This is a genomic window from Rhizobium sp. 05N430 (assembly GCF_056396985.1).
Genome location: NZ_JBFTMO010000028.1, coordinates 1 through 26963 on the forward strand (window position 1 = coordinate 1; position 26963 = coordinate 26963).

Sequence of the window (26963 nt, forward strand, 5' to 3'; positions counted from 1 at the left end):
CTTCTGCCTGAGACCGCCGTTCCCGGCGCTCAGTCCTTCGTGGCCAGCGTCATCAATTTTCGCGGCAAGGTCATCCCGCTTGCCGATCTGCGCCTCGCCTTCGGCATGGAAGCGACCGAAGCGACGATCGACAGCCGCATCATCGTTATTGAAATCGACCTGCATGGCGAGCAGACGCTCGTCGGCCTCAGGACCGACAAGGTGAATGAAGTCACCACGCTCGCAAAGACGGCGAGCGAACCACCGCCGAGTGTCGGCATGCGCTGGCGCGCCGACTACATCAACTGCCTCGTCAAACGGGGAGGGGAATTCATCATCATCCCCAACCTGCAGGCAATCATTTCCTCCCGGCACGACAGCGCCGGCAACTCACACTGAAACGCCGTTGATATCAGCTAGGGGGCTGGACGATGCGACTGACAATTAAAGCAAAACTGGTGACTGCGTTCACCTTCATCATATTAATGCTCGTGGGTACCGCCGGTTACGGCGTCATGAGCCTGGGCGCACTGAACGACACGCTCGGCAATCTGCTTGCCGGTCCGGCGGCACGCCTCGATCTCGCGCAGCAGATCAATATCGCGCAGCTGGAAGCGATCCGTCAGCAGAAGAATCTGCTGACTTCCCGCACACCGGACGATATCGCCTCTTCGATTCAGAAGGGTGATCAGGCCCGCAAGGACTTCTCTGACGCATTCAGCAGCGTCGTTGCGATCGCCAGCGAAGAAGGCAAGCCGCGCTGGGCACAGATTGCCGAATTCTCCAAGGCGTTCAACCAGGCTGACGATCAGATCCGCGATCTGATGAAGGCCGGGAACATGGATGCTGCTAACACCATTTCGGTCTCCACCGCGCGCGATGCTGCTAACAAGATCGATGCGGCGCTCGACGATATTCTGGTACTCGAAAAGCAGCGCATGAAGGATGCCGACGACAGCGCCGATCTGCAGTTTTCATCGACCCGTACGGTCATGATCTCTATTGCCGGCGTCGCTCTGCTGCTCGCCGCTGTTACTGCCTTCTGGATCGCCAACACCATCAGCAAGGGGCTGACCCGCGCCAACACCGTCGTTCGCGAAGTTGCCGAAGGCGACCTCACCAAGACGGCTGAAATCACCAACCGCGACGAAATCGGCGAACTGCTGGGCAACGTCAACGTGATGATCGAGCGTCTGCGCGGTGTCGTCGCCGATGCGCTGTCGGCTGCCGACAACGTCTCCTCGGGCAGCCAGGAACTGTCGGCTTCTTCCGAGCAGGTTTCGCAGGGTGCGACCGAACAGGCTGCCTCGGCTGAAGAAGCCTCTGCCTCGATGGAGCAGATGGCTGCCAACATCAAGCAGAACGCAGACAACGCCGCTCAGACGGAAAAGATTGCCCGTCAGTCTGCCAAGGACGCCGAAGCATCTGGCGAAGCCGTCACCCGCGCCGTCGAGGCGATGCGCACGATCGCCCAGAAGATCGGTATCGTTCAGGAAATCGCGCGCCAGACCGACCTGCTCGCCCTGAATGCCGCTGTCGAAGCAGCTCGTGCAGGCGAACACGGCAAGGGCTTTGCGGTCGTTGCTTCCGAAGTCCGCAAGCTTGCCGAACGCAGCCAGTCGGCTGCCGCCGAAATCAGCTCGATGTCGGGCGACACCGTCAAGGCTGCTGCCGACGCCGGCGAAATGCTCGGCCGCCTGGTGCCCGATATCCGCAAGACTGCCGAACTGGTCTCCGAAATCAGCGCCGCCTGCCGCGAGCAGGATATCGGTGCCTCGCAGATCAACGAAGCGATCCAGCAGCTCGACAAGGTGACCCAGCAGAACGCGGGTGCATCGGAAGAAATGTCGGCAACGTCTGAAGAACTCGCTGCCCAGGCAGAAGAGCTGCAGGCCTCGATCGCCTTCTTCAAGGTCGATACGGCCGGCGCCACCCGCGCTGGTGTCAAGAAGGCTGCTCCGGTCAAGACCACCGCCAAGTTCGTCAAGGCCCCGGCTGCTGCCCGCAAGCCGACCAACGATCACTTCGCTCACGGTCAGTCGGTCTCGAGCCAGCAGGCTCGCGCCAAGGGCTTTGCGCTCGACATGTCGATGGGCGGTCCGGACGCACATGATGACGACTTCCGCGAAAGCGCCTGAACGCTGAAGCGATAACGACATTGCCGCGGGCCTGATCGGCCCGCGGCAGGGAAATGCCCGGCGTGATGGATGCGCCGGTTTCGACCGGCGATGTCTGCCTGCCGGTCGCCGAAGCCCGGGTGCGTCCTGATTGGCTGCCGGCTCAAGCGACGATGATCTGGAACAAGCGAATGGTCTCGTGATGCGTGCCGCTTACCGCGGCGCGATCCAAACGCCGCGTTGCCGCGGCGGAATAATCAGACAATCTCTAGTGAGGAATGCCCTATGACTGCCAGCCGCAAAAAAGGACTCTTCAGTTCCATCGGCACCAAGATTCTTGCGATCCAGATCTCGTCCAGCATTGCCATTGCCAGCGTCATCGGCGGTGGCGCCTATTACGGCATGAATGCAATGACTGAATCGATGAAGTCGATCTATGACGATCGCGTCGTTCCATTGCAGCAGCTGAAGCTTGTCTCTGACGCCTATGCCGTCAGCATCGTCGATACGACGCACAAGCTGCATGCTGACAAGCTCGACTGGCAGCAGGCCGCGACCAGCATCGAAGGCGCGAAGCGTACGATCTCCGACCAATGGTCGGCTTATCTCTCGACCGAGCTGACGCCGCAGGAAAGCCTGATCGCCGAAAAGGTGAAGAGCGACATGGCCAAGTCCGACACCAAGGTCGATGAACTGCAGGATATCCTGAAGTCCCACGATGCCGCCAAGCTCGACAGCTTCGTGAAGAATGACCTCTATCCGGCAATCGACCCGACCACTGACGGGATCGGCAAGCTGACCGAGTACCAGCTGGAAGCCGCGAAAGAGCTCAGAGAGCAGGGCATCGCGCTGTTCCATTCGCTGATCCAGCTCACCGTCATCAGCGGTCTGCTGATCACGCTGGCTGCAATCGGCGTCGTCATCTTCGTCACCAACGCCATCAAGCGCAACCTCGCTGCCGCCACCGAGCTGGCAAGCGCGGTCGCTCGCGGCGATGTTGCTGCCACGGCCACCGTCAATTCGAATGACGAGGTCAAGGACCTGGTGGACGCGCTGAACACCATGACCGCCAACCTCCGCAACACGGCCGGCATAGCCGACCAGATCGCCAATGGCGACCTGACGGTCATGCCGAAGGCGCTGTCGGACAAGGATACGCTTGGCATCGCCCTGGAGCGGATGGTCGAACGTCTGCGCGGCGTCGTTGCCGATGCGATCGCGGCTGCAGAGAATGTCTCGGCCGGAAGCCAGGAACTGTCCTCCAGTTCCGAGCAGGTCTCGCAGGGTGCTACCGAACAGGCTGCCTCGGCTGAAGAAGCCTCTGCTGCCATGGAAGAGATGGCTGCCAACATCAAGCAGAACGCCGATAACGCCGCTCAGACGGAAAGGATCGCCCGCCAGTCGGCAAAGGATGCCGAAATTAGCGGCGAAGCGGTGACCCGCGCCGTCGAAGCGATGCGCACGATCGCCCAGAAGATTGGCATCGTTCAGGAAATCGCCCGCCAGACCGACCTTCTCGCCCTGAACGCCGCTGTGGAAGCCGCCCGTGCAGGTGAGCATGGCAAGGGCTTTGCGGTCGTCGCTTCGGAAGTCCGCAAGCTTGCCGAACGCAGCCAGTCGGCTGCCGCCGAAATCAGCGCCATGTCCGGTGACACGGTCAAGGCCGCCGCCGAAGCCGGCGACATGCTGGGACGTCTGGTGCCGGATATCCGCAAGACTGCCGAACTGGTTTCCGAGATCAGCGCCGCCTGCCGCGAGCAGGATGTCGGCGCCTCGCAGATCAACGAAGCGATCCAGCAGCTCGACAAGGTGACCCAGCAGAATGCCGGCGCATCCGAGCAGATGTCTGCAACCTCCGAGGAACTCGCAACGCAGGCTGAAGAACTGCAGGCCTCGATCGCCTTCTTCCGCGTCGATATGGCGACCGGACGTCAGCAGAAGGTGCCAGCGGCTCGCATGTCGGTCAGCCGCATCCCGGCTCCGGCGGTGCGCAAGCCGTCCAAGGCTCTGGCTGCCAACAGCATTGCCAGCCAGCAGGCACGCGCAAAGGGCTTTGCCCTTGATATGTCAATGGGCGGTCCCGACGAGGGCGATGCCGAATTCAAGGAAAGCGCATAATCATGGCGACAGCGTCCCAGGAAGCTCAATTCGTGACTTTCAGCCTCGGCGATGAAATCTTCGCCGTCCCGGTGGAAGTGGTCAGGGAAATTCTTGATTACGCGGAAGCGTTCAAGATCCCGAACGGTCCGGACTACCTGCTCGGCCTTCGCGACGTGCGCGGCCAGGGCGTGCCGACCATCGATCTCAGGCTGAAGCTCGGCATGTCGAAGACGCAGCCGACCTCGCATACGCGGGTTCTCGTTCTCGACATCCCGATGGAGAGCCGGATGCTGACGCTGGGCCTGGTTGCCGACCGGGTCTTCGAGGTCACGCCTTTCCGGCGCGATCAGATCGAGGCGGCGCCCGATATCGGCGTCCGCTGGCGTTCGGATTATATCGCCGGCGTGGTCCGTCGCGACGATGGTTTCGTGGTGATCGTCGATCTCGCGCGGCTGTTGTCGCGCGAGGATGCCTCGGCATTGCAATCGGCGGCCTAGCGCTGCCGCCTTTGGAGTATTGCGTTCATGAGTATGGCAGCAGTGGAAGCCCAATTGCCGGGCGACCGGATCAGCAAGCGTAATTTCGATAAGCTTGCCCGGTTCATCTACGATTATAGTGGCATCAAGATGCCTCCGACGAAACTGACGATGCTCGAGGGCCGCCTGCGCCGCCGCCTTCGGGCCACCCATCACTCCAGTTTCGACGATTACTGCGACTTCCTCTTCGATCACGGCGGCCTCGAGCAGGAAACGGTTTACCTGATCGACGTGGTGACGACCAACAAGACCGACTTCTTCCGCGAGGCCAAGCATTTCGAATATATGCAGCTGACGGCGCTTCCGGCGCTTGTTGCAGGTGGCGCGCGCAAGATCCGCACCTGGAGCTCGGCCTGCTCGACCGGCGCCGAACCCTATACGATGGCGATGGTGCTCTCCGAATTCGTCGAGGAGCGGGCCGGGCTGTCCTACAGCGTGCTGGCCACCGACCTTAGCACCGATGTGCTGCAGACGGCGCGCCGCGGCATCTATCCGCAGGATCTGGTGCAGCCAGTACCTCACGATCTGCAGCGCAAATATGTGATGACCGCCAAGCAGCCGGGCCGCCGTGATGTGCGCATCGCACCGTCGCTGCGCAGCAAGGTCGGCTTTGCACGCATGAACCTGATGGACGACAAATATCCGGTCGGCGAGCCGATGCAGATCATCTTCTGCCGCAATGTGCTGATCTATTTCGACAAGCCGACGCAGCAGGGTGTGCTGAGCAGGCTCTGCGACTGTCTGGCCGACGGCGGCTACATGTTCATCGGCCATTCGGAATCGATCACCGGATTCGACCTGCCGCTGAAGCAGGTTTCGAACACGGTATTCCAGAAGACGTAAAGCAGGATTGAGATGGGAAAGAAGATTCGCGTCCTCGTCATCGACGATTCCGCCAGTGTTCGCCAGACGCTGGTCCGCATTCTCGAAGAAGACCCCGATATCGAAGTCATGGGCGTGGCGACCGACCCCTTCATGGCCGCCCGCAAGATGCAGGAAGACGTCCCAGATGTCATCACGCTGGATGTGGAAATGCCGCGCATGGATGGGATCACCTTCCTGCGCAAGCTGATGTCGCAGCATCCGATCCCTGTTGTGATGTGCTCGTCGCTGACGGAGACCGGCTCGGAGACGTTGATCCAGGCGCTGGAAGCCGGTGCCGTCGATATCATCCTCAAATCGAAGATCGGCGCTGCCGACAGCCTGGCTGATGATGCGATCCGCATCCGGGAAGTGGTGAAGGGCGCTGCCCATGCCCGTCTGCCGTCGGTGCGGCGTGGTGTCGGCGTGGTGCGTTCGGCATCCGCTGATGGCCCTGCAAAGAAGCTCACGGCCGATGCGATGTTGCCGCCGCCGACCGGCCGCGCCATGGCGAAGACCACCGAGATGGTCGTCTGCGTTGGCGCATCGACAGGCGGAACCGAGGCGCTGCGCGAATTTCTGGAAGCGCTACCTGCCAACGCGCCCGGCATGGTCATCGTCCAGCACATGCCGGAGAAGTTCACCGCCGCCTTCGCAAAGCGCCTCAATGGCCTCTGCGAGGTCGAGGTCAAGGAAGCGGCGGATGGCGATGCGGTATTGCGCGGCCATGTGCTGATCGCGCCCGGCGACCGGCATATGCTGCTCGAACGCCAGGGCGCCCGCTATCATGTGTCGGTGAAGACCGGACCGCTGGTTTCCCGCCACCGCCCCTCCGTCGATGTGCTGTTCCGCTCGGCCGCGCGTTCTGCCGGCTCGAACGCCATGGGTATCATCATGACCGGGATGGGCGACGACGGCGCACGCGGCATGCTCGAGATGCATCAGGCCGGCGCCTATACCGTGGCGCAGGACGAGGCGAGCTGCGTGGTCTTCGGCATGCCGAAGGAAGCGATCGCCAAGGGCGGCGTCAGCCGCGTGCTGCCGCTCGACCAGATCGCCCGCGAAGTGCTGCTGACACAGCAGAAGTTCTAGAGAAACCGGCGGCCTTGGCCGCCGGTTTTCGTCTGGCGACGAGGGTGGGCGTCGTCTCCCCTTGAAATTTCCCCGATTTTGTGGTCTTGAGGCCGCCAATCTTATAAAGCGCTGCCTTTTCCGGCGATCAGGGACACTTCCCGCCCTGACAGCGACCCCGTACCAGTTCCAAGGAAATTGCCAACATGGCCCGTTCTGCTCTTCTCAATGTCATGGTTCAGGCTGCCATCAAGGCAGGCAAGTCGCTGGGGCGTGATTTCGGAGAAGTTCAGAACCTGCAAGTTTCCGTCAAGGGTCCGGGCGATTTCGTGTCCAATGCCGACCGCAAGGCCGAGAAGATCGTCAAGGAGGAGCTGCTGAAGGCGCGTCCTACCTATGGCTTCCTCGGCGAGGAAAGCGAAGAGATCAAGGGCACGGACGGCGCGCATCGCTGGATCGTCGATCCGCTCGACGGCACCACCAACTTCCTGCACGGCATTCCGATGTTTGCCGTTTCGATCGCGCTGGAGCGCAACGGCGAGATTGTCGCCGGCGTCGTCTTCAACCCGGCGACCGATGAGCTCTACACCGCCGAGCGCGGCGGTGGCGCATTCCTCAACGATCGCCGTCTGCGCGTCGGCGCCCGCCGCGTGCTGTCCGATGCCGTCATTGCCTGTGGCGTTCCGCATCTCGGCCGCGGCAATCACGGCAAGTTCCTCGTCGAACTGCGCCATGTGATGGGCGAAGTTGCCGGTATCCGTCGTATGGGTGCAGCGTCGCTGGATCTCGCCTACGTGGCCGCCGGCCGCTTCGATGGCTTTTGGGAAGACCGCCTTTCCCCGTGGGATATCGCTGCCGGTATTCTGCTGATCCGCGAAGCCGGCGGTTACGCAACCGACTGGAACGGCGGCGCCGATGTCGTCGAAGGCGGCGCGGTGGTAGCGGGCAACGAGTACATTCACAAGGCACTCACCGAAACCATCAAGCGCCCTATCCCTTCGAAGTAATTCCTCATCAAAACCGGCTGTTGTAAACACACGGTTTTCTGTCGCGGCATACTTCAATTCGGCACAATGTTGCTCTAGTCTCGCAGTGCAAGCAATGCGGAGGCTGCGAGACCATGGAAAACGTGAATGCGGCGGAGTTCGGCTCGACCGAAAAACCGAGCGGTACCTATACGCACAAACTCTCCAGCCCGATGTCCTTCCTGTGGACGATGGTACTCTTTCTGGTGATCGTCGGCTTCATTGCTGCGATCCTTTTCAGGCAGACGCAAACCGCCTTCATGCATAATCCGGGCCTCAACGGCCTGATCCTCGGCGTGCTCGCTGTCGGCATCATTCTGGTGTTCAGCCATGTGCTGGCGCTCAGGCCCGAAGTGCGCTGGTTCAACTCGTTCCGCGCTGCCGGCAGCGCCGACAAGGTGAACCGCAATCCGAAGCTGCTCGCGCCGATGCGGGCGCTGATAGGCAGCCGCAAATCGACGGCGACACTGTCGACGACGGCGCTGCGTTCGATCCTGGATTCGATTGCGACCCGTCTCGATGAATCCCGCGATACGTCCCGCTATCTCATCGGCCTGCTGGTCTTTCTCGGTCTGCTCGGCACCTTCTGGGGCCTTATCGGCACCATCGGTTCGATCAGCAATGTCATTCAATCTCTCGACGCAGGCACCAATGGCTCCGGCGATGTGCTGGCGACGCTCAAGGAAGGTCTTTCGACGCCGCTTTCAGGCATGGGCCAGGCCTTCTCGTCTTCGCTGCTCGGTCTTTCCGGCTCGCTGATCCTCGGTTTCCTGGATCTGCAGGCCGGCCGCGCGCAGAACCGCTTCTACATGGAGCTGGAAAACTGGCTGTCGTCGGTCACCGACGTTGGTTCGGACATGCCGGTTCCAATGATCGATGCCGCAGGCGGCTCTTCGGAAGATGTGCGTTCGCTCTCAGAATATCTGAAGAAGGTTTCTGAAGACGGCGGTGCCGGCAATCAGCGTTCCGTTGCCGCCATGGCGAGCCTCGCGGAGGGTATCCAGGGTCTGGTCAAGAATATGCGAAACGAGCAGCAGATGCTGCGCGACTGGATCGAGGCGCAGCAGGACGAAGCCAAGGCGATGCGCCGCACGCTCGATCGTCTTGCCGAGCGCATCGGCGCACAGGAGCGCGGCTATCGCAGCAACCAGACAGAGAAGAGCGAGGGCAAGTAAGCCATGGCTCTCGCCAGGAACCGCCGCCGCGAGCGCACGGTCGATTATTGGCCCGGATTCGTCGATGCGCTGTCGACGCTGCTGATTTCCATCATGTTCCTGCTGACGGTCTTCGTCGTCGGCCAGTTCATCCTCAGCCGCGAAATCAGCGGCCGTGACGAGGTGCTGACGCGCCTCAACAGCCAGATCAACGAACTCACCCAGCTGCTGGCGCTCGAAAAGGGCAGCAAGCAGGATCTGGAAGATTCCGTCGCCAACCTGCAGGCCTCGCTTGCCGGCGCCGAGAGCGAGCGTTCGCGGCTGCAGGCGCTTCTCGATGCCGGCTCCGGCGGGCAGGACGTCGCGCAGCAGCGTATCGGCGGGTTGACCAAGGAACTCGATGAACAGAAACAGGTCAGCGAGCGGGCGATGAGCCAAGTCGAGCTGCTCAACCAGCAGATTGCTGCACTCCGTAGCCAGATCGCTGCCGTCGAAGTGGCGCTTCAGGCATCCGAACAGAAGGACCAGACCTCGCAGACGAAGATCGCCGATCTCGGCCGGCGGCTGAACGTGGCTCTAGCGCAGCGCGTGCAGGAGCTGAACCGCTACCGGTCCGACTTCTTCGGTCGTCTGCGCGAAATCCTTTCCGACCGCGAAAACATCCGCATTGTCGGCGACCGCTTTGTCTTCCAGTCGGAAGTGTTGTTCCCATCAGGCAGCTCGGATCTCAATCCGGACGGTACCGCCGAGATGGGCAAGCTTGCGGCGGCTCTTCTCGATCTCGCCAAGGAAATCCCGCCTGAAATCAACTGGGTCCTGCGTGTCGATGGACACACCGACAACGTGGCGCTGTCAGGCACGGGGCGCTACCGCGACAACTGGGAGCTCTCCTCGGCGCGCGCCATCTCGGTGGTCAAATATCTGATCTCGCAGGGTGTCCCTGCCGACCGGCTGGTGGCCGCAGGCTTCGGCGAATTCCAGCCGATCGCACCCGGCGATACGCCGGAGGCACGGGCAACCAACCGTCGTATCGAGCTCAAGCTCACCGAGAAATAAGCTGGGGGCGGCGTATGGCCGCCCTGCCATCGCCCCAAATTTCAGAGAGTGAAATCCAGCAGTTGCGGCCGACGCTGCCACTGCATAACGTTGGATTCGTGAATGCGGGGGAGGCGTTCGAGATGGAATGTGATGTGCTCGTCATCGGCGCAGGCCTGGCGGGATTGGTAGCGGCGGCCGAGGCTGCCGATCGCGGACACAAGGTCTGCATCGTCGATCAGGAAGGCGAGCAGAGCCTGGGCGGGCAGGCCTTCTGGTCTCTCGGCGGGCTGTTTCTCGTCAACAGTCCCGAGCAGCATCGGCTGGGTATCCGCGACAGTATCGATCTGGCGCGGCAGGACTGGTCTGGCTCGGCGGGGTTCGACCGGCCGGAAGATTACTGGCCGCGGCTCTGGGCCGAAGCCTATCTCGAATTTGCCGCCGGCGAAAAGCGATCCTGGCTGCATCAGCAGGGCATGCGCTGGTTTCCCGTCGTCGGCTGGGCCGAACGCGGCGGCGGCATGGCGCATGGCCATGGAAACTCGGTGCCGCGCTTTCATCTGACCTGGGGAACAGGGCCGGCCGTTCTTGAGCCTTTTAGTCGCCGTGTCCGCGAAGCGGAAGAACAGGGCAAGATCACCTTCGCCTTTCGCCATCGCGTCGACGATCTGATTGTCGAGAACGGCACGGTCGTCGGCGCCTTCGGCACCGTGCTGGTGCCTGACAGTGCGCCACGCGGCAAGGCGACGGCGCGGATGATTTCCGGCACGTTCCAGATCCGGGCTGGGGCCGTCGTCGTCACCTCCGGCGGGATCGGCGGCAATCATGATCTTGTCCGGCGCAGCTGGCCCGTGGACCGGCTGGGGGCACCTCCTGCATCGATGGTGGCGGGTGTGCCCGCCCATGTCGATGGCCGGATGCTGGAAATCGGCGAACGCGCCGGCGCGCGCGTCATCAACGGCGACCGCATGTGGCATTATACCGAGGGCTTGAAGAACTGGGATCCGGTCTGGGCGAACCATGGTATCCGCATCCTTCCCGGTCCTTCCTCCTTCTGGTGCGATGCGCGCGGCAACCGGTTCGCCGCCCCTGCCATGCCGGGCTTCGATACGCTCGGGACGCTGAAGGCGATCAAGCGGACCGGCTACGACTACAGCTGGTTCATCCTGACCAAGGCGATCATCAAGAAGGAGTTTGCTCTCTCGGGCTCCGAGCAGAACCCGGATCTGACGGGCAAGGATATCAAGCTCCTGCTGCAGCGTCTCGGCAGCGAACCGCCGGGGCCGGTGCAGTCGTTCTTGGACAAGGGCGAGGATTTCATCGTTCGCAACACGCTGGAGCAGCTGGTCGACGGCATGAATGCGCTGACCGGCGAGAGGCTGCTCGACGTTTCGCATATCCGCCGGCAGATCGAAGCGCGCGACCGCGAGATCGGCAACAGCTTTTCCAAGGATGCGCAGGTGACGGCGATCCGCGGCGCACGGCGCTATATCGGCGACAAGCTGCTGAGGACGGCCCGGCCGCACCGGCTGCTCGATCCGGCCAAGGGACCATTGGTTGCCGTGCGCCTGCATATCCTGACGCGAAAGTCGCTGGGTGGTCTGGAGACGGATCTTTCGGCGCGGGTGATCGGCGCAAATGGCGATGCCATACCCGGTCTCTATGCGGCCGGCGAAGTCGCCGGTTTCGGCGGAGGCGGCATGCATGGCTACAACGCGCTGGAGGGGACTTTCCTCGGCGGTTGTATTTTCTCCGGCCGGGTGGCCGGGCGGGCGGTGTGAAGGCGGCACCGCATTCGGGATGCCGCCTCCCTTAAATTATGCCGTTGGCTTGGTCTGGTCGTCGACCGTTGCGCCGGGCGCATTCTTCTTGATGGATTCGATGGCGCTCAGCGCGGATGCCTTTGCTTTGTAGCCTTCCGAGCCGAACATCTGCTCGCCGTTTGACGCCTTGAAGCGGAAACGGAATTCACCAGCCTTGTCTTTGTACACTTCGAACTTATACATCGATTGTCTCCCAAAATCAGGAAGTTGCCCCGGTAACAAAGAGCAATCTAGAGCAAAAGTTCAATCTATTCCATCTGGATATTTGCACCTTTAACGATCGGTTCCCACTTGGCCAGTTCGGCCTTCACATGGGCGCCGAGCTCTTCCGGCGTCGAGCCGACGATCGTGGCGCTGAAGTCCTTCATCCGCCCGGCGACGGCAGGATCCTTGAGGGCCTGGTTGGCTGAATCGTTGAGTTTTGCCACCACATCGGCCGGTGTATTGGCCGGGGCGAAGAGCGCGTTCCAGGTGTAGGTCTCGTAGCCGGGAACGCCGGATTCGGCGATCGTCGGAATGTCCGGGAAGGATGTTGCCCGCTCGGCCGTTGTGACCGCCAGCGCGCGCAGCTTGCCGCTCTTGATGTGCGGAGAGGACGAAGGCAGGTTGTCAAACATGATCGAGACCTGATTGCCGAGCAGGTCGGTCAGCGCCGGGCCTGCGCCCTTATAGGGGATGTGCTGCATTTTTGTTCCGGCCATGGCGTTGAACAGCTCGCCGGAGAGATGCAGCGGCGTGCCGTTGCCGGAGGATGCGTAGCTCCACTTGTCCGGCTCGGCCTTCAACAGCGCGATCAGCTCCTGAACGTTCTTGGCTGGCAGTTCCGGATTGACGACCAGCACGTTCGGCACCACGACAAGCAGCGAGACCGGGGCGAAATCCTTCTGCGGATCGTAGGGCGTCGATTTGAGGATCAGCGGGTTCAGCGCGTGGGTGGCAACGGTGCCCATCAGGATCGTGTAGCCATCCGGCTCGGCGCGGGCGACATTATCGGCGCCGAGATTGCCGCCGGCACCGGCAACGTTCTGGACGATGACCTGCTGGCCGAGATCGGCAGACATCTTCTCGGCGATGATGCGGGCGACGACATCGGTCGATCCGCCGGCGGCGAAAGGCACCACCATGGTGATGGTACGATCGGGAAATCCTTCGGCCAGCGCCGTTCCCGCGCCAAGCGCGGTCAGCAATCCGATGCCGAGGGCGATACCTGCCCGGCGGGTAAAGGTAAAAGGCGCCATTCGATTCTCCTCCCAGAATTCAACAGCTCAGTCGCCCGGCTGCGTCTGGCCGGGCAGGAGGAGGTTAGGGCAGGGTGGGGTAAAGGCAACCGGTGCGATTGCTCGAGGGCATGCGACTTTAGTCGCCTTGGAATGGGGGATTGATATTACATTTGCACCTTCGATAACCATCTAAGGGTAAAACAGAATTCTACCGCTTGCCGCTGCAAGCGGATTTCATGAGGTTTGATATGCATCTGTCCCCCGATGCGATGGCCACTTTCACTGATGCCGAAGACGGCGCCTGGCCGCTTCGCCGCCGCCGTATTCTCGACTGGCTGGTCAACGAGACGCGCGGCGAACGCTTCATCGACAACATCTTCGTCGAGATGAATGAAAGGCTCCTGGAAGCAGGCGTGCCGCTCGGCCGCGCGACGCTGCATTTCCGCACGTTGCATCCGCAATGGATGGGCGCGCGCGTACTCTGGCGGCCGGGGCTGAAGGAAGGCAAGATCACCACCTTCGGCTATGGTGTCGAGAACACGCCGCAGTTCCTCAGCAGCCCGATGAACGAGATTTTCAGCGGCGCTTCGGAAGTGCGCCAGAACCTCGAAGGCGAGATCCGCAGCGACTATGCGCTCTATGAGGAGTTGCACGGCGAGGGACTGACTGACTATATCGCTTGGCCATTAGAGCACACGCTCGGCAAGCGCCATGTCGTTACCTTTTCCAGCAATCGGCCGGGCGGATTCACGGCCGAACATATTTCGTTCCTTCGCGATCTTCTCCCGGCCCTGACGCTGGTCAGCGAGATCCGCGTCAAGAACATCCTGGCGCGCACCCTGCTGCAGACCTATGTCGGCCCGCATGCCAGCGAACAGATCCTCGCCGGCGCCACGACGCGGGGCAGCGGCAGCACGGTCGGGGCGGCGATCCTGATCTGCGATCTCCGCGATTTCACGACGATCTCCGACATGTGGCCGCGCGACGACGTCATCGAGCTGCTGAACGCCTATTTCGATGCCATGTCCGAGCCGATCGAGCGCCATGGCGGCGAGATCCTGAAATTCATGGGCGACGGGCTCTTGGCGATCTTCCCGCTCAGCAATCCCGATGCCTGCCGCAATCTTCTCCTGTCGCTGAAGGAAGCCCGCACGGCCATCAACGACCTCAACAAGTTCAACGCCGAACGCGGCGTCGTCGAGCTGCGCTATGGCGTCGGCGTCCATGTCGGCGATGTGATGTATGGCAATATCGGCTCGCGCAAGCGCCTGGACTTCACGGTGATCGGCCCCGCTGTTAACGTCGCTTCACGGCTCGAAACGCTGACCAAGGAGGTCGGCCGTCCGGTGCTGATATCGAAGGCCTTCGTCGACATGGCAAAATGCGGCGCGGAACTGGAGCCGGTCGGAACCTATCCGCTCCGCGGATTGGGAGAACCAGTGGACGTGTTTACGTTCCCGCAGGGGTGAAAGCCATTACTTAGCGATCGCCAAAAACTCTTCCGCGCCTGCATCAAATTGCAGCTTGGCGAGCTTGGCGTAGATGCCACCGTGGCGGATGAGGCTTTGGTGGGTGCCTTCCTCGACGATGCGGCCCTGGTCGAGCACGAGGATGCGGTCGGCTTTCAGGACGGTTGCCAGGCGGTGGGCGATGACGAGGGTGGTGCGGCCCTGCATCAGGCCGTCGAGGGCCTTCTGGACCAGCGTCTCGCTCTCGGCATCGAGGGCTGACGTGGCTTCGTCGAGCAGCAGCACGGGCGCATTCTTCAAGATCGCGCGGGCGATGGCGATGCGCTGGCGCTGGCCGCCCGACAGGGTGATGCCGCGTTCGCCGACCTGCGTTTCGTAACCTCGGTCGAGGCGGGCGATGAACTCGTCGGCCTGCGCGGCGATCGCGGCGGCGCGGACCTGCTCCGGTGTCGCCTCCGGGCGGCCGAAGGCGATATTGTCGTGGATCGAGGCGGCAAAGATAGTGACGTCCTGTGGGACGATCGCCATGCGCTCGCGCAAACTATCCGGATCGGTGGCGCGGGCATCGAGGCCGTCGATGACGACAGTACCCTGCTGCGGGTCGTAGAAGCGCAGCAGCAGCGAGAAGATCGTGCTTTTGCCGGCACCCGATGGCCCGACGATGGCAACGGTTTCGCCGGGGGTGACATGAAAGCTCAAACCATGCAGCGCCGATTTTCCCGGGCGCGACGGATAGGCAAAATGGACGTTTGAAAACTCGACGCGGCCGCGGGCGGGCACCGGCAGGATTTCCGGCTGGGGCGGCGCTGCGATCGGCGATACTTCGTCGAGAAGCTCGGTCAGCCGGTCGGCGGCACCGGCGGCTTGCGAGAGTTCGCCCCAGACTTCAGAAAGCGCGCCGAGCGATCCGGCGGCGATGACCGAATAGAGCAGGAACTGGCCGAGCGTGCCGGCTGACAGCGTGCCTGTGAGCACGTTGTGGGCGCCGACCCAGAGAACGGCGACGACGCTGCCGAAGATGAGGGTGATGGCGATACCGGTCAGCAACGCGCGCGAGCGGATTGCCGAGCGGGCGGCTTCATAGGCGGATTCGACCGCCATGCCATAGCGGGCGGCAGCGGCATCCTCGCCGTTGAAGGCCTGGACGGTGCGCGTGGCGGCAATGGTCTCGTTGGCAAAGGCGGAGGCTTCGGCAAGCGTATCCTGGGCGGCGCGCGAGCGCTTGCGCACCGAGCGGCCGAAGGCGACCAGCGGGAAGACGATCAGCGGGATGGCGCCGAGCGCCAGGCTTGCCAGCTTCGGCGAGGTGACGACCATCATGCCCATGGCGCCGAGACAGAGGATCAGGTTGCGAAGCGCGACCGAAGCGGTGGCGCCGACGGCGGACTTGATCTGTGTCGTGTCGGCGGTCAGGCGGGAGACGATCTCGCCCGACTGGTTGACGTCGAAAAACGAGGCGGAGAGGCGGGTCACATGGGCAAAGACATCGCGGCGCAGATCCGAGACGATGCGCTCCCCAAGGGTGATGACGAAATAGTAGCGGAGCGCGCTGGCGATCGCGAGAACGATCGCCATCACCATCAGCATCGCGAAGTAGCTGTTGATGAAGGAGCCGTCCGGCTGCGTGAAGCCGTGATCGATCATCCGGCGAATGGCCAGCGGCAGGGCAAGCGAGGTGACGGCGGCAAGCGCCAGCGCGACGAGGGCGCCGGTCACCAGGCCGCGGTAGCGCATGACATAAGGCGTCAGGCGCCCGAGAGGCTTCAGCGACCGCGACTTCTTTTCCCCGCCCTGCACTGCGTCTGTCAAATCAGCTCCAATCGCCCTCAAACCGTTGATCACCAGCTTGTTGGCACTTGTTATCCTTCAGGCCTTCATGTATAGGCACCGCATCCGAATGGGAAGCCGTAGCCTTCGAGACTGCGGCTTCATTTATTCAATCGGGCCTCTTGCCGCAATGACATGCGTCAAATTGGACCCTGGCATCGCAGGAAGATTGTTATGAAGGCTGATATCCATCCCGACTACCACACCATCAAGGTTGTGATGACTGACGGCACCGAATACGAAACCCGCTCGACCTGGGGTTCGGAAGGCGCTGTCATGAACCTCGAAATCGATTCCAAGTCCCATCCGGCATGGACGGGCGGCAACCAGCAGCTCATGGACCGCGGTGGCCGCGTTTCCAAGTTCAACAAGCGTTTCGGCGGCCTCGGCCTCTAATCGCTTTTGCGGTACTGAATTTGAAAAGAGCCCGGTTTTTACCGGGCTTTTTTATTGCACGGTTTTGGGGCTGCGCTTTCAGCCAATGAAAAAGGCCGGTTGCGCAGGGAACGCAACCGGCCGGATTTAAATATATTTCTGAGTAAACTTAGTTGTTGCCGAAAGCGGTCTGCAGCAGGCTGAGCTGCGCCTGAACGCTGTTCTGATTGTCGGGAACGATCGGGGCTTCCGACGGGCGATAGATTTCGCGGTCGAGAAGGGCGATGCGATTCTGCAGGCGCAGCGAGCGCTCGACGAGATCGCGGAAGGATTCCGGCAGGTCGCCCCAGCCCGGAGCGTTGCGATCGACGTTGAAGCCGTCGAGGCGAACCTTGTTCTTTTCAGCCAGAACCTGATCGCGGGACATCTCGCCGTTGTTGACGGCGCGCTGCAAGAGCAGCCACGATGCCATCTGCATCAGGCGGGTGGTGAGGCGCATCGATTCCGCTGCGTAAAGTACCGACGCCATGCGGGGGAGGACCTTGGAAGCTGCGCGGCCGTTACCATCGAGGTAGGCTGCGGTTTCTTCGACAAGCGACATGCCCTCGGCATAAAGCGTCTTGAATTGCGACGATGCGGCGGCGCGTCCGGCGAAGCTGATCGTATTCAAACCAAGTTCCGACATTCAATTTGTCCCTGTTGCACGCGTCTACATATGGTCAGGTAACGCCAGCCTGAAGTAAAAGTTTCAAGGGCCGGTCTTTATGTCTTTAAGATGGTATCATTACCCTAAATGCGCAAGGCGTTTCTTAAGAAAGGGTTAACTTCCACAGATTCGTGGTGAACGGCCGCGCAGGCAAAAAAGAAGAGCCGCAAAAGCGGCTCTCAAGGTAAAACAGGGAGAAAAATCAGACCAATTCACCGCATGGAAAACTGTCTGAGATCCAGACGAAATCTGGATGGTTTAAGTAATAGCTCGTAAAGCTTAATATCCTGTTAATACTGTTCAGCATTAAGACTGGGCGAAGCGTGTTTTGCGCTTGCCTGTGACTTCTTTCTTGAAGTCAGGAGCGGAACAGGCCCTCGGCGGCGGCGCGCCCCGAAGCCTTCCTGGCCGACTCGGCCTCCAGTCTTGCGATCTCGCTTTTCAGCAGCTCGATTCGCTCCTTGAGCTCACCGACCGACAACAGCGAGAGATCCGCACCAATCTCGTGGGCGGTCTTCTTCACTGGCCGTTCCTCGTCAAAAAAGCTCATGGCAATCCTCCCTTTCGTTCAGTTTGGCATTTCAACCATACTTTACAGCAGGATCGCCACTTTCGGGAGACTTGTTGGATCCGCGGTCGGCAAGCGTCATGCTTTCGGGCGTGATCATCGGCGATGTTGCCGTCGGGATCGTCGTGTAGGCGTCACGGGCGTCGGGGTGGATGGCAGCGCGCAGGCGGCTGCGGATGATCGCGTAGGCGGCGATCAGCACGTGAGCGATCGCCGTTACCAGGAACAGCGCGTGCGGACTCACCATCGACATGACAGGGCCGCCGATTGTCGGGCCTATGACCGTGCCGATGCCGTAGAGCAGCAGCAATCCGCCGGAGACCTTCACGAAATCCTCGGAGGAGGCGAAGTCGTTCGCGTGCGCCACGGCGATCGGATAGAGCGTGTTGGCGACGGCGCCGTAGAACACAACGAGGCCGATCACCCAGAAGGGGTCGGAAGGGCTGAAGAGAACGATTAGAATACCGGCGAGAGCAGCAAGGCCGGACATGGCGGCCAGAACGTAGCGGCGGTCGATGCGGTCCGAGAGACGGCCGGCCGGAAACTGCATGACGGCGCCGGCAAAGATCGTGGCGCTCATCATGATGGCGATGCTGGTATCCGACAGCCCGGCACCGGCGCCGAAGACGGCGCCGAGCGTACCATAGGCACCATTGGCGATGCCGACGAGAAGGATGCCGAGGCACGAGACCGGCGAATTCCGGTAGAGCGCCGGCAGATCGAGGCGCACGGCCTTCAAAGGCTGCGGGGAGGCCGCGGTCGACAACGTGGTCGGCAGCATGGCGACGCAATAGAAGACGCCGCAGATCATGAAGAGGATGGGCGTGCGCACATCTTCCAGCGGGATCATCATCTGGCCGCCGACAACGCCGAACAGGGTGATGGCGATATAGAGTGAAAAGATCGCGCCGCGGCTTTCGTTGGTGGCACGTTCGTTGAGCCAGCTTTCGATGATCATCGAGGTGCCGGCGGTGGAGAAGCCGGTGACGGCGCGCAGCGCAATCCACCAGACCGGATCTATGACGATGCCGCTGAACAGCGCGCTGATGGCGATGATGGCGATGAAGCCGGAGAAGGCGCGCACATGGCCGACACGGCGCACCATATTCGGCGCCACGAGGCAGCCTATAACAAAGCCGCCGGCCCAGGATGTGCCGAGCAGACCGAGCGTGGTGGTGGCGTAACCTTCGATGTTCCCGCGGACGGGGAGCAGGATGCCCTGCAGGCCATTGCCCATGAAGAGGAAAAGCGTTCCGAAAAGCAGCGCGGCGACGGACAGCAGATTTCTTCTCATATGCCCACTCTCGACGAGTTCGATTTCAAAAAGACATAAGCCGAGACGATGTCCCGCCCAGTCCCAATGGTGTTGATTGTGCCCCGGAATGCCGTTACGGCATGAAGAAATTCTGTGTTCGCCCGGAATAATGTCGGTCCTGTGACATTATGATAATATTGGAAAAATAAAACCATGACCAAGCTGCTCGCATTGCTGCTCATCCTGGCCATGGTCATACACATCATCAAGCCGTTCGGGCTGCCCGGTTTGCGACGGCGAATGGACTTCTGGAAAATTGCGCTCATCGCTTTTGCGATCTGGACGGTAGCGCTGCTCGGCCGCGAGTTCTTCGGCTAGGCGAGAATCTCGCCGCGCATGACGAAGACGCAGCTGCCGGAAATGCGGACATCGGTGATCGTTCCACCCGCTTTCGTCACATCGACCTCGATGATGCTCCGACGACCCATCTCGACACCCTGTTCGATAGTGATGCGTTGTTGGCTGTCGTTTCCGGGCGTCCGGGAAACCAGATAGGCCGAGAGGGCGGCCGAGGCACTGCCGGTCGCCGGGTCTTCGGGGACGTTGTCGAGTGGCGCAAACATGCGCGCCCGGAGATGCCACGGGTCTTCCTTCGAGCGGACATAGAAGAACAGCGAGAAGTCGTGGTTGTTCTCGCCGCGGTTCCCGGCGGCTTCTCGGAACAGGGCGGGGTTGGGCACTGCTGCGGCAAGTGCCTCGAGGTTCGCGAGTTCGGCAACGGCAAATTCCAGGCCGACGGAGACGAAAAGCGGGTGGTGGAGTGCGGTGGCGATCTGGTCCGGTCGTATGGCGATGCAGCGGGCGATATCGGCTTCCGGGATCATTGCGCCTACCTGCAGCGGTTTTGGCGCACGGATCGTCGCTGCGGTCACCTGTCCGTTGCTGCGGCGCAGATCGACCTCGACGATACCGGCAGCTTCCTCGAAGCGCAGCCGGTTGCCGACCGGTTTGGCGAAGATCTCGCTTTGCTGGCCGATGAAATAGGCGGTGCCGACATTCGGATGGCCAGCGAAGGGCACTTCCATCGTTGGCGTGAAGATGCGGACATGCGCGGTGTTGGCAGGATCCTTCGGCGGCAGCACGAAGGTGATTTCGGAATAGCCGAACTCGGCGGCGATCTTCTGCATCTCGGCCGTGTCGAGAGCTTCGGCGCCGGTGATGACGGCAAGCGGATTGCCTTCGAAGCGAACGGAGGTGAAGACGTCGAGGGTGGTGTAGGCAAGATTGGGCACGGCTGGCTCCTGTTCGGCAGGTCGCCATGATTAGCCGGGAGCGCCTGTCACAGAAGGGGCAAACTTGTCGCCGTGACAAAGAAAAATGGGCGGCCAAGGCCGCCCACATTTGATCAAACGAGGGCGCTCTCGCGCGCGTCGGACTTATCGACGCTCGCCGCATAGATCTGGGCGATCGTCTTGGTCAGGCTTGCGTCGAATTCCGCGTCGTTCATCGTCACGCGCAGATTTTCCGCCAGAGCGCGGGAGAAGCTGGCGATCATGCCGTGGTTATGGCTGAGCTTTTCGCAGGCGTCTTCGGTGCTGTATCCGCCTGAAAGGGCGACAACGCGGATCACCGACTTGTGGGCGATCAGCGGCGCATAGAGATCGGCAACGGTCGGGATCGTCAGCTTGATCATGACGTTTTCACCGGCGGGGAGCTTGTCGAGTTCCTTCAGGATCTCGTCGCGCAGGATGGCCTCGGCCTGCTGCTTCGTCGGGCTGTCGATCGAGACTTCCGGCTCGACGATCGGGATGAGGCCGTGGCCGATGATCTGGCGCGCCACTTCGAACTGCTGTTTCACGACGGCGGCAATCCCTGCCTTGTCGGCATGACCGATGACCGAGCGCATCTTCGTGCCGAATATGCCCTTCTGCCGGGCGCGGATCAGGAGCGCGTCCAGATCGGGCATCGGCTTCATCACCTGAACGCCGTTTTCCTCGGCTTCGAGGCCCTTGTCGATCTTGAGAAAGGGAACGACGCTGCGCTTTTCCCAGAGGTAGGAGGGGACAGCCTGACCATCGACTTCACCGTCCATGGTCCGTTCGAAGAGGATCGCGGCGATGACCTTGTCGCCCGAAAATGCAGGCGCGCTCATGATGCGGGCGCGCATGGCATGGACCAGTCGGAACATTTCCTCGTCACCGGAATAATCCGATTCAGATACGCCATAAAGACGCAGTGCCTTGGGTGTCGAGCCACCGCTTTGATCCAGCGCTGCAATGAAACCCGGTGCAGAGCTCATCTTATCCAACATCTTCGCGTCTACCATGCTGCTCCTATCCCAAAAATCGGCGCGCTAGGCGCCTACGGCTCAATGGCTATCATTCGCGGATAACAGAAGTTTATGAGCGGGAGAATGGAGCGCTAAACCATTGAAACGATTGAAATCATTTCAATCGTTTGAAAGTTTGGGCAGTTTTGGCCCCACTGGGCAAAAGACCGCGAAAGCGAGATGCTTCCGCGGTCCTATCCACATGTAAAAATTGTTAAATCAGCTTTGGCTGATTATTTGCCCTTGAGAACGGCAACGCCTGGAAGGACCTTGCCTTCCATCCATTCCAGGAAGGCGCCGCCTGCCGTCGAGACGTAGCTGAAGTCGTCGGCAACGCCGGCATGGTTGAGCGCCGAAACGGTGTCGCCACCGCCTGCGACCGAGGTCAGCTTGCCGGCCTTGGTCCGCTCGGCAGCGTATTTCGCAGCCGCAACCGTCGCCTTGTCGAAGGGCTCGATTTCGAAGGCGCCGAGCGGGCCGTTCCAGACCAGCGTCTGCGCACGGTCGATCCAGGCCTTGACGGCTTCGACCGATTTCGGGCCGACGTCGAGAACCATGGCATCGGCAGGGATCGCGTCGATGGCGACGGTCTCGTTGGCGGCTCCCGCCTTGAATTCGCGGGCGACGACGCCGTCCTCGGGCAGGATGATGGCGCAGCCGGCGGATGCGGCTTCGATCATGATCTGCTTTGCGGTTTCGGCGAGATCATGCTCGCAGAGCGACTTGCCGACATTGGTGCCGCGGGCGGCGATGAAGGTGTTGGCCATGCCGCCGCCTATGACGAGGGCGTCGACCTTCTTCACCAGGTTCATCAACAGGTCGATCTTGCTCGACACCTTGGCGCCGCCGACGATGGCAACGACCGGGCGGACCGGCTCGCCGAGACCCTTTTCCAGCGCTTCCAGCTCGGCCTGCATCGTGCGTCCGGCATAGGCCGGCAGCAGATGGGCGAGACCTTCGGTCGAGGAATGGGCGCGGTGGGCGGCGGAGAAGGCGTCGTTGACATAGATGTCGCCGTTGGCGGCGAGCGCCTTGGTGTGTTCGGCGTCGTTCTTTTCTTCAGCCTTGTGGAAACGGGTGTTTTCGAGCAGCAGGATATCGCCATCCTGCAGCTTGGCGACGGCGGCGGATGCTGCATCGCCGATCGAGTCGGTGGCGGTGGCAACGGGCTTGCCGAGAACCTTGGCGACGTCGGCTGCGATCAGCGACAGCGAAAGGTCAGGCGAGGGGCCATCCTTCGGGCGGCCGAAATGGGCGAGCAGGATGACCTTTGCGCCCTTCTTCGACAGTTCGAGGATCGTCGGTGCCACGCGCTCGATGCGGGTTGCGTCGGTAACCTTGCCGTCTTTCATGGGAACGTTGAGATCGACGCGGACGAGAACGCGCTTGCCGGCGATGCCGTTGAGGTCGTCGAGGGTCTTGAAAGCTGGCATGGGAGTATCCGTTCGTTAGTGCCTTGGAAGGTGGCCGACCATAGCAAGGATGCCCCGCGACGCAAGGTGTTCAGCCGTGCTTTTCACGCGCGTTTTCGTCACTCTCCGGCACCCGTCCCACATGCGCGGGCTCCGGTACATGGCGGCCTTTGAAGCGGTCGCGGATGCGCTGAATGATATCGCGCATGTTGATGAAGATCGGCAGGGTAATTGCCGGTTCCACCGCTTCCAGAGACATGCCGACGGAGCTGATGTGATCCTGATCGTCGAGGTCGCGAACGATGAGGATGATCGAGCCGAGACGGACGCGATCGGCATAGTCGGCCTTGCCGCCGAGGCGCTGCTTCATCAGTTCGGCGATCGTCAGGCCCTTCTCGGATTCGTTCAGCAGACCCGGCCCATAGGCGGCATCGAGATCGGCGGCTGGACGGATCGGCGAGAGCGCGAAGGCTCCGAAGAAGTCCGCATCATCCTCATCCACAGGCGCCTTGCTGGCGAAGAGACGGTCGAGCAGGCGGGCGTAGCTCGGGACGATGAAGAGATAGACCAGATCGTTTTCGCGCAGGCGGCCAGCATATTGATAGCGCAGCGACTTGCCGTCGCGGATGACCAGAGATGGTGTGGCCCAGCGCGGGATGCGCTCGCCGCGCAGGACGGGACTGTCCTTGATGACACGGTAGGCGAGGAGTTCATGGTTTGCAGAGCCCGGCAGATCGATCTCGACCTTGTCGACGGCGCCCATGCGCGGCGGAATGATGAGGCCGAGCTTCTTCGCCACCGGTTTGATCGTCCAGCCTTGGACGAGGAGCGAGACGAGGACGATGATGAAGGCGACGTTGAAATAGACATGGCCATTTGGCAGGCCGCCGAGGATGGGCATGATGGCGAGAAGGATCGAGACGGCGCCGCGCAGGCCGACCCAGGCGACGAAGCCGATTTCCTGCTGTGTGTAATCGTAGGGCAGCAGCGACAGCCATACGGCCAGCGGACGGGCGACGAAGATCAGGAACAGCGCCAGCGCCACGGCAGGCAGGATGATCGCCGGAAACTGCGACGGCGTCGCCAGCAGCCCGAGCACGAGGAACATGATGATCTGTGCCAGCCAGGTCATACCGTCCTGGAAGCGCTTGATGGCGGCCAGACCAGGCAGCTTACGATTGCCGGCATAGATGCCCGCGACATAGACGGCGAGGAAGCCGCTGCCGCCGACCGCGCCGGTGAAGGCGAAGACCAGCATGGCAAGGCCGAGCACGAAGATCGGTGTCAGGCCGCGATCGGTATCGAGGCGGCTGACCACCTGGGCGATCATCATGCCGCCGAGCATGCCGAGGATGACGCCGAGGCCCATTTCCTCGATGAAGAGGGCCAGCATCGACAGATTGATGCCGGAATAGCCTTCGCCGCTTGCCAGCAGCTCGACGAGAACGATGGTGAGGAAGATCGCCATCGGGTCGTTGGTGCCAGACTCGACTTCCAGCGTCGAGCGCACCTTGTCGCGAATATTGATGCCGCCGATGCGCAGCAGGAAGAAGACAGCGGCGGCATCGGTCGAGGCGACGATCGAGCCGAGCAGCATGCCCTCAAGCCAGCTGAAATTGAGCAACCAGGTAGCGGCGAAGCCGACAAGGGCGGCGGTCATCAAAACGCCGACGGATGCAAGCGTCAGCGACGGTATGGCCGCAAGCTTGAAAGCCTGGATTGGCGTGCCGAAACCGGAATCGAAGAGGATGACGGCAAGCGCGATGGACCCAAGAATATAGGCGAGATAATTGTTGCTGAATTCGATGCCGAGGCCATCGACGCCGGCAATCAGGCCGATGCCCAGAAAAAGAAGCAGCAGCGGGGCGCCGAAACGGAAGGCGAGCAGGCTGGAGAAGGCCGCAAGAAGCACCAGCGCCGTCGATACCAGCACGACGATATAGAATGCTTCCACGTCCATCCCCTTTCACATCCGCGCCGCGGCCCGCCCCCGGAAACCGCAACCATTGCTCGATCCTCGTCCTTTGCTGCGCTTCCGCCAGTAAACGGCAAAACAGACCGGAAGGGTAGGCCTTGCGGCTTAACCTTGCTGGGCTGCGGCGTCATGCTGCTGAACGGAGAGCCGGACGGCTCACCAACGAATGCTACGGGAGAGAATCTCTATAAAGAATGTATAGGCAAATCAGGCGAGAGCAGGGCAAAAACTGAGATGAGCATCGCTTTTGCCGATAAGGCGGCGCTTATCGGCGATTGACCTGAAAGCGCTTGTTGATGCGATCGACCGGCGTGCCATCGAGAAGGGGAACATCCTTCGTGATGCCGTAGGTCTCGAAGCCCATTTTCGCATAGTAGGCCAGACCGCCGGTATTGTCGGCGCGGATGGTGGCATTGATGAACTGGATATCGAGCGTCCGGGCGGCGGTAAGCGTTGCCGCGAACAGGGCAGTGCCGACGCCGGGGATTTTTGGGTGCTTGCGGGAAAATGTCCCGATGTCGGCCCATCCGTCCGGCAGGTCTCCGTAGCGGCTGATCTCCTGGAACCCGGCAAGGCCGTTATCGGTTTCGGCGACGTGACAGGCGAAGACCGATGGTCCGTCGATGAACCATTCCCGGAATTCTGCAGGCGAAAGTGCGACCTCCATGGCCGTCGTGCCACCGGCGGCGATGATCTCGTTCAGGAGGCCGGTGAGCTCGCCAGCGTCATCCGCGGTTGCTTTTCGAATGTTGATATCCACCATGATTCCGCTCTCCTCTTCCGGCTGCCACTCAAAACAAAAACGGCCCGGTTTCCCGGGCCGCTCTCTCGATCTGCTTTTCGCAAAAGCGAAGCTTAGATGAGCTTTGCGAAGGCGACGGCCGTGTCGGACATGCGGCTCGAGAAGCCCCACTCGTTGTCGTACCACGAGAGTACGCGGACGAAGTTGCCTTCCATGACCTTGGTCTGGTCGGTCGCGAAGATCGACGAATGGTCGTCATGGTTGAAGTCGCGGGAAACCAGCGGCTCGTCGGTGTAGCCGAGAACGCCCTTCAGCTTGCCGTTGGAGGCAGCCTTGATGGCCTCGTTGATTTCGCCGACGGTCGTTGCCTTCTTGGAAACGAACTTGAAGTCGACGACCGAGACGTTCGGGGTCGGAACGCGGATCGACGTGCCGTCGAGCTTGCCCTTCAGGTGTGGCAGAACGAGGCCGACGGCCTTGGCAGCGCCGGTGGAGGTTGGGATCATCGACAGGGCTGCAGCGCGGGCGCGGTACAGGTCCTTGTGCATGGTGTCGAGCGTCGGCTGGTCACCCGTGTAGGAGTGGATCGTGGTCATGAAGCCATGATCGATACCAACGGCGTCGTCGAGAACCTTGACGACCGGTACGAGGCAGTTCGTCGTGCAGGATGCGTTGGAGATGACCAGGTGTTCCTTGGTCAGCTGGTCGTGGTTGACGCCGAAGACGACGGTCAGGTCAGCGCCGTCGGCAGGAGCCGAAACGATGACGCGCTTGGCGCCGGCCGTCAGGTGGGCAGCAGCCTTGTCACGCGAGGTGAAGATGCCGGTGCACTCGAGCGCGATATCGACGCCGAGTTCGCCGTGCGGCAGCTGTGCCGGATCGCGAACGGCGGTCACCTTGATCGGCTTGCCGTTGCCGACGATGATCGTGTCGCCTTCGACCTCGACGGTCGCCGGGAACTTGCCGTGGATCGAATCGTAGCGCAGCAGGTGAGCGTTGGTTTCGACCGGGCCGAGGTCGTTGATCGCCACGACTTCGATGTCGGTGCGGCCGGATTCGACGATAGCGCGGAGAACGTTGCGGCCGATGCGGCCGAAGCCGTTGATGGCAACCTTTACAGTCATTTGCATTCACTCCCTAGACATGGGGCTTGCGGATGGAGTGGAGAGCGCCGGAGCGCTCTCCCTGAAACTCAGAGCTTTGCTTCTGCAGCAGCGACGACGGCGTCTGCCGTGATGCCGAAATGCTTGAAGACGTCCTTGGCCGGGCCGGAAGCGCCGAAGCTCTTCATGCCGATGAAGGTGCCTTCCGGACCGATGAACGCATCCCAGCCTTCGCGAACGGCGGCTTCGACGGCGATCTTGACCGGCGAGTTGCCGAGCAC

27 protein-coding genes and 2 pseudogenes are annotated in these 26963 nt (G+C 61.6%); 16 read left to right on the forward strand and 13 right to left on the reverse strand.

Annotated elements, in window-relative coordinates; all coding sequences use genetic code 11:
- The 12 genes and pseudogenes from AC1DJO_RS29000 to AC1DJO_RS29055 all read left to right on the forward strand — a co-directional run.
- Window positions 1-378, forward strand: a 378-nt coding sequence (locus AC1DJO_RS29000) for a chemotaxis protein CheW (protein ID WP_477974027.1), incomplete at its 5' end; no start/stop codon positions are given.
- 32 nt (window positions 379-410) lie between these two features.
- The gene (locus AC1DJO_RS29005) at window positions 411-2117 is read left to right on the forward strand and encodes a methyl-accepting chemotaxis protein (protein WP_112518049.1); all 1707 of its coding nucleotides are present in this window, start codon (window positions 411-413) and stop codon (window positions 2115-2117) included.
- A gap of 53 nt (window positions 2118-2170) precedes the next feature.
- Window positions 2171-2299, forward strand: a complete 129-nt coding sequence (locus AC1DJO_RS29010) for a hypothetical protein (RefSeq protein ID WP_310297247.1) — start codon at window positions 2171-2173, stop codon at window positions 2297-2299.
- 82 nt (window positions 2300-2381) lie between these two features.
- Window positions 2382-2933 (forward strand): annotated as a pseudogene (locus tag AC1DJO_RS29015) (MCP four helix bundle domain-containing protein); the annotation flags it as partial.
- 132 nt (window positions 2934-3065) lie between these two features.
- Window positions 3066-4214: pseudogene (locus tag AC1DJO_RS29020) on the forward strand (methyl-accepting chemotaxis protein); the annotation flags it as partial.
- Window positions 4215-4216: 2 nt separating this feature from the next.
- Window positions 4217-4693 (forward strand): chemotaxis protein CheW, encoded by a 477-nt coding sequence (locus tag AC1DJO_RS29025; protein ID WP_112385487.1) that lies wholly within the window; start codon window positions 4217-4219, stop codon window positions 4691-4693.
- Window positions 4694-4720: 27 nt separating this feature from the next.
- Window positions 4721-5575 (forward strand): CheR family methyltransferase, encoded by an 855-nt coding sequence (locus AC1DJO_RS29030; RefSeq protein WP_112385486.1) that lies wholly within the window; start codon window positions 4721-4723, stop codon window positions 5573-5575.
- Between the two features lie 12 nt (window positions 5576-5587).
- Complete coding sequence (locus tag AC1DJO_RS29035; RefSeq protein ID WP_112518045.1) at window positions 5588-6685, forward strand: protein-glutamate methylesterase/protein-glutamine glutaminase; 1098 nt, start codon at window positions 5588-5590, stop codon at window positions 6683-6685.
- Window positions 6686-6870: 185 nt separating this feature from the next.
- Window positions 6871-7671: an inositol monophosphatase family protein gene (locus AC1DJO_RS29040; RefSeq protein WP_112385484.1), complete on the forward strand. Its 801-nt coding sequence runs from the start codon at window positions 6871-6873 to the stop codon at window positions 7669-7671.
- A gap of 113 nt (window positions 7672-7784) precedes the next feature.
- On the forward strand, window positions 7785-8864 hold the full coding sequence (locus AC1DJO_RS29045) for a MotA/TolQ/ExbB proton channel family protein (RefSeq protein ID WP_112518044.1): 1080 nt from the start codon (window positions 7785-7787) through the stop codon (window positions 8862-8864).
- Between the two features lie 3 nt (window positions 8865-8867).
- Window positions 8868-9899 carry a peptidoglycan -binding protein gene (locus tag AC1DJO_RS29050; protein ID WP_112385482.1) on the forward strand — a complete coding sequence of 344 codons (1032 nt, stop codon included), beginning with the start codon at window positions 8868-8870 and terminating at the stop codon, window positions 9897-9899.
- 122 nt (window positions 9900-10021) lie between these two features.
- Window positions 10022-11659 carry an FAD-binding dehydrogenase gene (locus AC1DJO_RS29055; RefSeq protein WP_477974028.1) on the forward strand — a complete coding sequence of 546 codons (1638 nt, stop codon included), beginning with the start codon at window positions 10022-10024 and terminating at the stop codon, window positions 11657-11659.
- 36 nt (window positions 11660-11695) lie between these two features.
- Here the strand turns inward: AC1DJO_RS29055 and AC1DJO_RS29060 are convergent, their stop codons facing one another.
- Both AC1DJO_RS29060 and AC1DJO_RS29065 read right to left on the reverse strand, forming a co-directional pair.
- Window positions 11696-11884: a YegP family protein gene (locus AC1DJO_RS29060; RefSeq protein WP_112385480.1), complete on the reverse strand. Its 189-nt coding sequence runs from the start codon at window positions 11882-11884 to the stop codon at window positions 11696-11698.
- Between the two features lie 65 nt (window positions 11885-11949).
- Window positions 11950-12939, reverse strand: a complete 990-nt coding sequence (locus tag AC1DJO_RS29065; RefSeq protein ID WP_477974029.1) for a Bug family tripartite tricarboxylate transporter substrate binding protein — start codon at window positions 12937-12939, stop codon at window positions 11950-11952.
- A gap of 230 nt (window positions 12940-13169) precedes the next feature.
- On the opposite strand from AC1DJO_RS29065, the gene AC1DJO_RS29070 reads away from it, so the two are divergent.
- Window positions 13170-14390, forward strand: a complete 1221-nt coding sequence (locus AC1DJO_RS29070) for an adenylate/guanylate cyclase domain-containing protein (RefSeq protein WP_112385478.1) — start codon at window positions 13170-13172, stop codon at window positions 14388-14390.
- A gap of 6 nt (window positions 14391-14396) precedes the next feature.
- Here the strand turns inward: AC1DJO_RS29070 and AC1DJO_RS29075 are convergent, their stop codons facing one another.
- Window positions 14397-16199, reverse strand: a complete 1803-nt coding sequence (locus AC1DJO_RS29075; protein WP_477974030.1) for an ABC transporter transmembrane domain-containing protein — start codon at window positions 16197-16199, stop codon at window positions 14397-14399.
- Between the two features lie 192 nt (window positions 16200-16391).
- On the opposite strand from AC1DJO_RS29075, the gene rpmE reads away from it, so the two are divergent.
- Complete coding sequence (gene rpmE, locus AC1DJO_RS29080) at window positions 16392-16613, forward strand: 50S ribosomal protein L31 (RefSeq protein ID WP_007527409.1); 222 nt, start codon at window positions 16392-16394, stop codon at window positions 16611-16613.
- 148 nt (window positions 16614-16761) lie between these two features.
- Here the strand turns inward: rpmE and rcdA are convergent, their stop codons facing one another.
- The 3 genes from rcdA to AC1DJO_RS29095 all read right to left on the reverse strand — a co-directional run bounded on the left by rcdA (window position 16762) and on the right by AC1DJO_RS29095 (window position 19160).
- A complete protein-coding gene (gene rcdA, locus AC1DJO_RS29085) occupies window positions 16762-17277 on the reverse strand; it encodes a protease adaptor protein RcdA (RefSeq protein WP_112385477.1) in 516 nt (171 codons plus the stop codon).
- Window positions 17278-17656: 379 nt separating this feature from the next.
- Window positions 17657-17848: a DUF1192 domain-containing protein gene (locus AC1DJO_RS29090; RefSeq protein ID WP_477949932.1), complete on the reverse strand. Its 192-nt coding sequence runs from the start codon at window positions 17846-17848 to the stop codon at window positions 17657-17659.
- Window positions 17849-17879: 31 nt separating this feature from the next.
- Window positions 17880-19160, reverse strand: a complete 1281-nt coding sequence (locus AC1DJO_RS29095) for an MFS transporter (RefSeq protein ID WP_112385475.1) — start codon at window positions 19158-19160, stop codon at window positions 17880-17882.
- Window positions 19161-19334: 174 nt separating this feature from the next.
- Here AC1DJO_RS29095 and AC1DJO_RS29100 point away from each other — a divergent pair, with 174 nt between their 5' ends.
- The gene (locus AC1DJO_RS29100; RefSeq protein WP_310297279.1) at window positions 19335-19499 is read left to right on the forward strand and encodes a hypothetical protein; all 165 of its coding nucleotides are present in this window, start codon (window positions 19335-19337) and stop codon (window positions 19497-19499) included.
- On the opposite strand, the gene AC1DJO_RS29105 is transcribed toward AC1DJO_RS29100, so the two are convergent.
- From AC1DJO_RS29105 to AC1DJO_RS29120, 4 genes are all read right to left on the reverse strand, one after another.
- Complete coding sequence (locus AC1DJO_RS29105) at window positions 19496-20413, reverse strand: PhzF family phenazine biosynthesis protein (protein ID WP_477974031.1); 918 nt, start codon at window positions 20411-20413, stop codon at window positions 19496-19498. The two genes, AC1DJO_RS29100 and AC1DJO_RS29105, sit on opposite strands and share 4 nt — an antisense overlap.
- 113 nt (window positions 20414-20526) lie before the next feature.
- Complete coding sequence (locus AC1DJO_RS29110; protein ID WP_477974032.1) at window positions 20527-21447, reverse strand: fructose bisphosphate aldolase; 921 nt, start codon at window positions 21445-21447, stop codon at window positions 20527-20529.
- 236 nt (window positions 21448-21683) lie between these two features.
- Window positions 21684-22883, reverse strand: a complete 1200-nt coding sequence (locus AC1DJO_RS29115) for a phosphoglycerate kinase (RefSeq protein ID WP_477974033.1) — start codon at window positions 22881-22883, stop codon at window positions 21684-21686.
- A gap of 70 nt (window positions 22884-22953) precedes the next feature.
- Window positions 22954-24822, reverse strand: a complete 1869-nt coding sequence (locus tag AC1DJO_RS29120; RefSeq protein WP_477974034.1) for a potassium/proton antiporter — start codon at window positions 24820-24822, stop codon at window positions 22954-22956.
- A 144-nt stretch (window positions 24823-24966) separates the two neighbouring features.
- Between AC1DJO_RS29120 and AC1DJO_RS29125 the strand changes: the two genes are divergently transcribed.
- Window positions 24967-25116 carry a hypothetical protein gene (locus AC1DJO_RS29125; RefSeq protein ID WP_162702613.1) on the forward strand — a complete coding sequence of 50 codons (150 nt, stop codon included), beginning with the start codon at window positions 24967-24969 and terminating at the stop codon, window positions 25114-25116.
- On the opposite strand, the gene AC1DJO_RS29130 is transcribed toward AC1DJO_RS29125, so the two are convergent.
- From AC1DJO_RS29130 to AC1DJO_RS29140, 3 genes are all read right to left on the reverse strand, one after another.
- A complete protein-coding gene (locus tag AC1DJO_RS29130) occupies window positions 25103-25591 on the reverse strand; it encodes an N-acetyltransferase family protein (protein ID WP_477974037.1) in 489 nt (162 codons plus the stop codon). The genes AC1DJO_RS29125 and AC1DJO_RS29130 overlap by 14 nt on opposite strands.
- A 101-nt stretch (window positions 25592-25692) precedes the next feature.
- On the reverse strand, window positions 25693-26703 hold the full coding sequence (gene gap / locus AC1DJO_RS29135) for a type I glyceraldehyde-3-phosphate dehydrogenase (protein ID WP_477974035.1): 1011 nt from the start codon (window positions 26701-26703) through the stop codon (window positions 25693-25695).
- Between the two features lie 68 nt (window positions 26704-26771).
- A partial coding sequence (locus tag AC1DJO_RS29140; RefSeq protein ID WP_477974036.1) for a transketolase-like TK C-terminal-containing protein occupies window positions 26772-26963 on the reverse strand: 192 nt, incomplete at its 5' end.

Excerpts from the sequence above, each read along its gene's own strand:
- AC1DJO_RS29070 (WP_112385478.1), top strand. The coding sequence starts at position 13,170 with ATGCATCTGTCCCCCGATGCGATGGCCACTTTCACTGATGCCGAAGAC.
- AC1DJO_RS29065 (WP_477974029.1), bottom strand. The coding sequence starts at position 12,939 with ATGGCGCCTTTTACCTTTACCCGCCGGGCAGGTATCGCCCTCGGCATC.
- gap (WP_477974035.1), bottom strand. The coding sequence starts at position 26,703 with ATGACTGTAAAGGTTGCCATCAACGGCTTCGGCCGCATCGGCCGCAAC.
- rpmE (WP_007527409.1), top strand. The coding sequence starts at position 16,392 with ATGAAGGCTGATATCCATCCCGACTACCACACCATCAAGGTTGTGATG.
- AC1DJO_RS29050 (WP_112385482.1), top strand. The coding sequence starts at position 8,868 with ATGGCTCTCGCCAGGAACCGCCGCCGCGAGCGCACGGTCGATTATTGG.
- AC1DJO_RS29045 (WP_112518044.1), top strand. The coding sequence starts at position 7,785 with ATGGAAAACGTGAATGCGGCGGAGTTCGGCTCGACCGAAAAACCGAGC.
- AC1DJO_RS29095 (WP_112385475.1), bottom strand. The coding sequence starts at position 19,160 with ATGAGAAGAAATCTGCTGTCCGTCGCCGCGCTGCTTTTCGGAACGCTT.
- AC1DJO_RS29060 (WP_112385480.1), bottom strand. The coding sequence starts at position 11,884 with ATGTATAAGTTCGAAGTGTACAAAGACAAGGCTGGTGAATTCCGTTTC.
- AC1DJO_RS29035 (WP_112518045.1), top strand. The coding sequence starts at position 5,588 with ATGGGAAAGAAGATTCGCGTCCTCGTCATCGACGATTCCGCCAGTGTT.
- AC1DJO_RS29005 (WP_112518049.1), top strand. The coding sequence starts at position 411 with ATGCGACTGACAATTAAAGCAAAACTGGTGACTGCGTTCACCTTCATC.
- AC1DJO_RS29110 (WP_477974032.1), bottom strand. The coding sequence starts at position 21,447 with ATGGTAGACGCGAAGATGTTGGATAAGATGAGCTCTGCACCGGGTTTC.
- AC1DJO_RS29010 (WP_310297247.1), top strand. The coding sequence starts at position 2,171 with ATGCCCGGCGTGATGGATGCGCCGGTTTCGACCGGCGATGTCTGCCTG.
- AC1DJO_RS29025 (WP_112385487.1), top strand. The coding sequence starts at position 4,217 with ATGGCGACAGCGTCCCAGGAAGCTCAATTCGTGACTTTCAGCCTCGGC.
- AC1DJO_RS29100 (WP_310297279.1), top strand. The coding sequence starts at position 19,335 with ATGACCAAGCTGCTCGCATTGCTGCTCATCCTGGCCATGGTCATACAC.
- rcdA (WP_112385477.1), bottom strand. The coding sequence starts at position 17,277 with ATGTCGGAACTTGGTTTGAATACGATCAGCTTCGCCGGACGCGCCGCC.
- AC1DJO_RS29090 (WP_477949932.1), bottom strand. The coding sequence starts at position 17,848 with ATGAGCTTTTTTGACGAGGAACGGCCAGTGAAGAAGACCGCCCACGAG.
- AC1DJO_RS29115 (WP_477974033.1), bottom strand. The coding sequence starts at position 22,883 with ATGCCAGCTTTCAAGACCCTCGACGACCTCAACGGCATCGCCGGCAAG.
- AC1DJO_RS29125 (WP_162702613.1), top strand. The coding sequence starts at position 24,967 with ATGCTGCTGAACGGAGAGCCGGACGGCTCACCAACGAATGCTACGGGA.
- AC1DJO_RS29120 (WP_477974034.1), bottom strand. The coding sequence starts at position 24,822 with ATGGACGTGGAAGCATTCTATATCGTCGTGCTGGTATCGACGGCGCTG.
- AC1DJO_RS29040 (WP_112385484.1), top strand. The coding sequence starts at position 6,871 with ATGGCCCGTTCTGCTCTTCTCAATGTCATGGTTCAGGCTGCCATCAAG.
- AC1DJO_RS29030 (WP_112385486.1), top strand. The coding sequence starts at position 4,721 with ATGAGTATGGCAGCAGTGGAAGCCCAATTGCCGGGCGACCGGATCAGC.
- AC1DJO_RS29055 (WP_477974028.1), top strand. The coding sequence starts at position 10,022 with ATGGAATGTGATGTGCTCGTCATCGGCGCAGGCCTGGCGGGATTGGTA.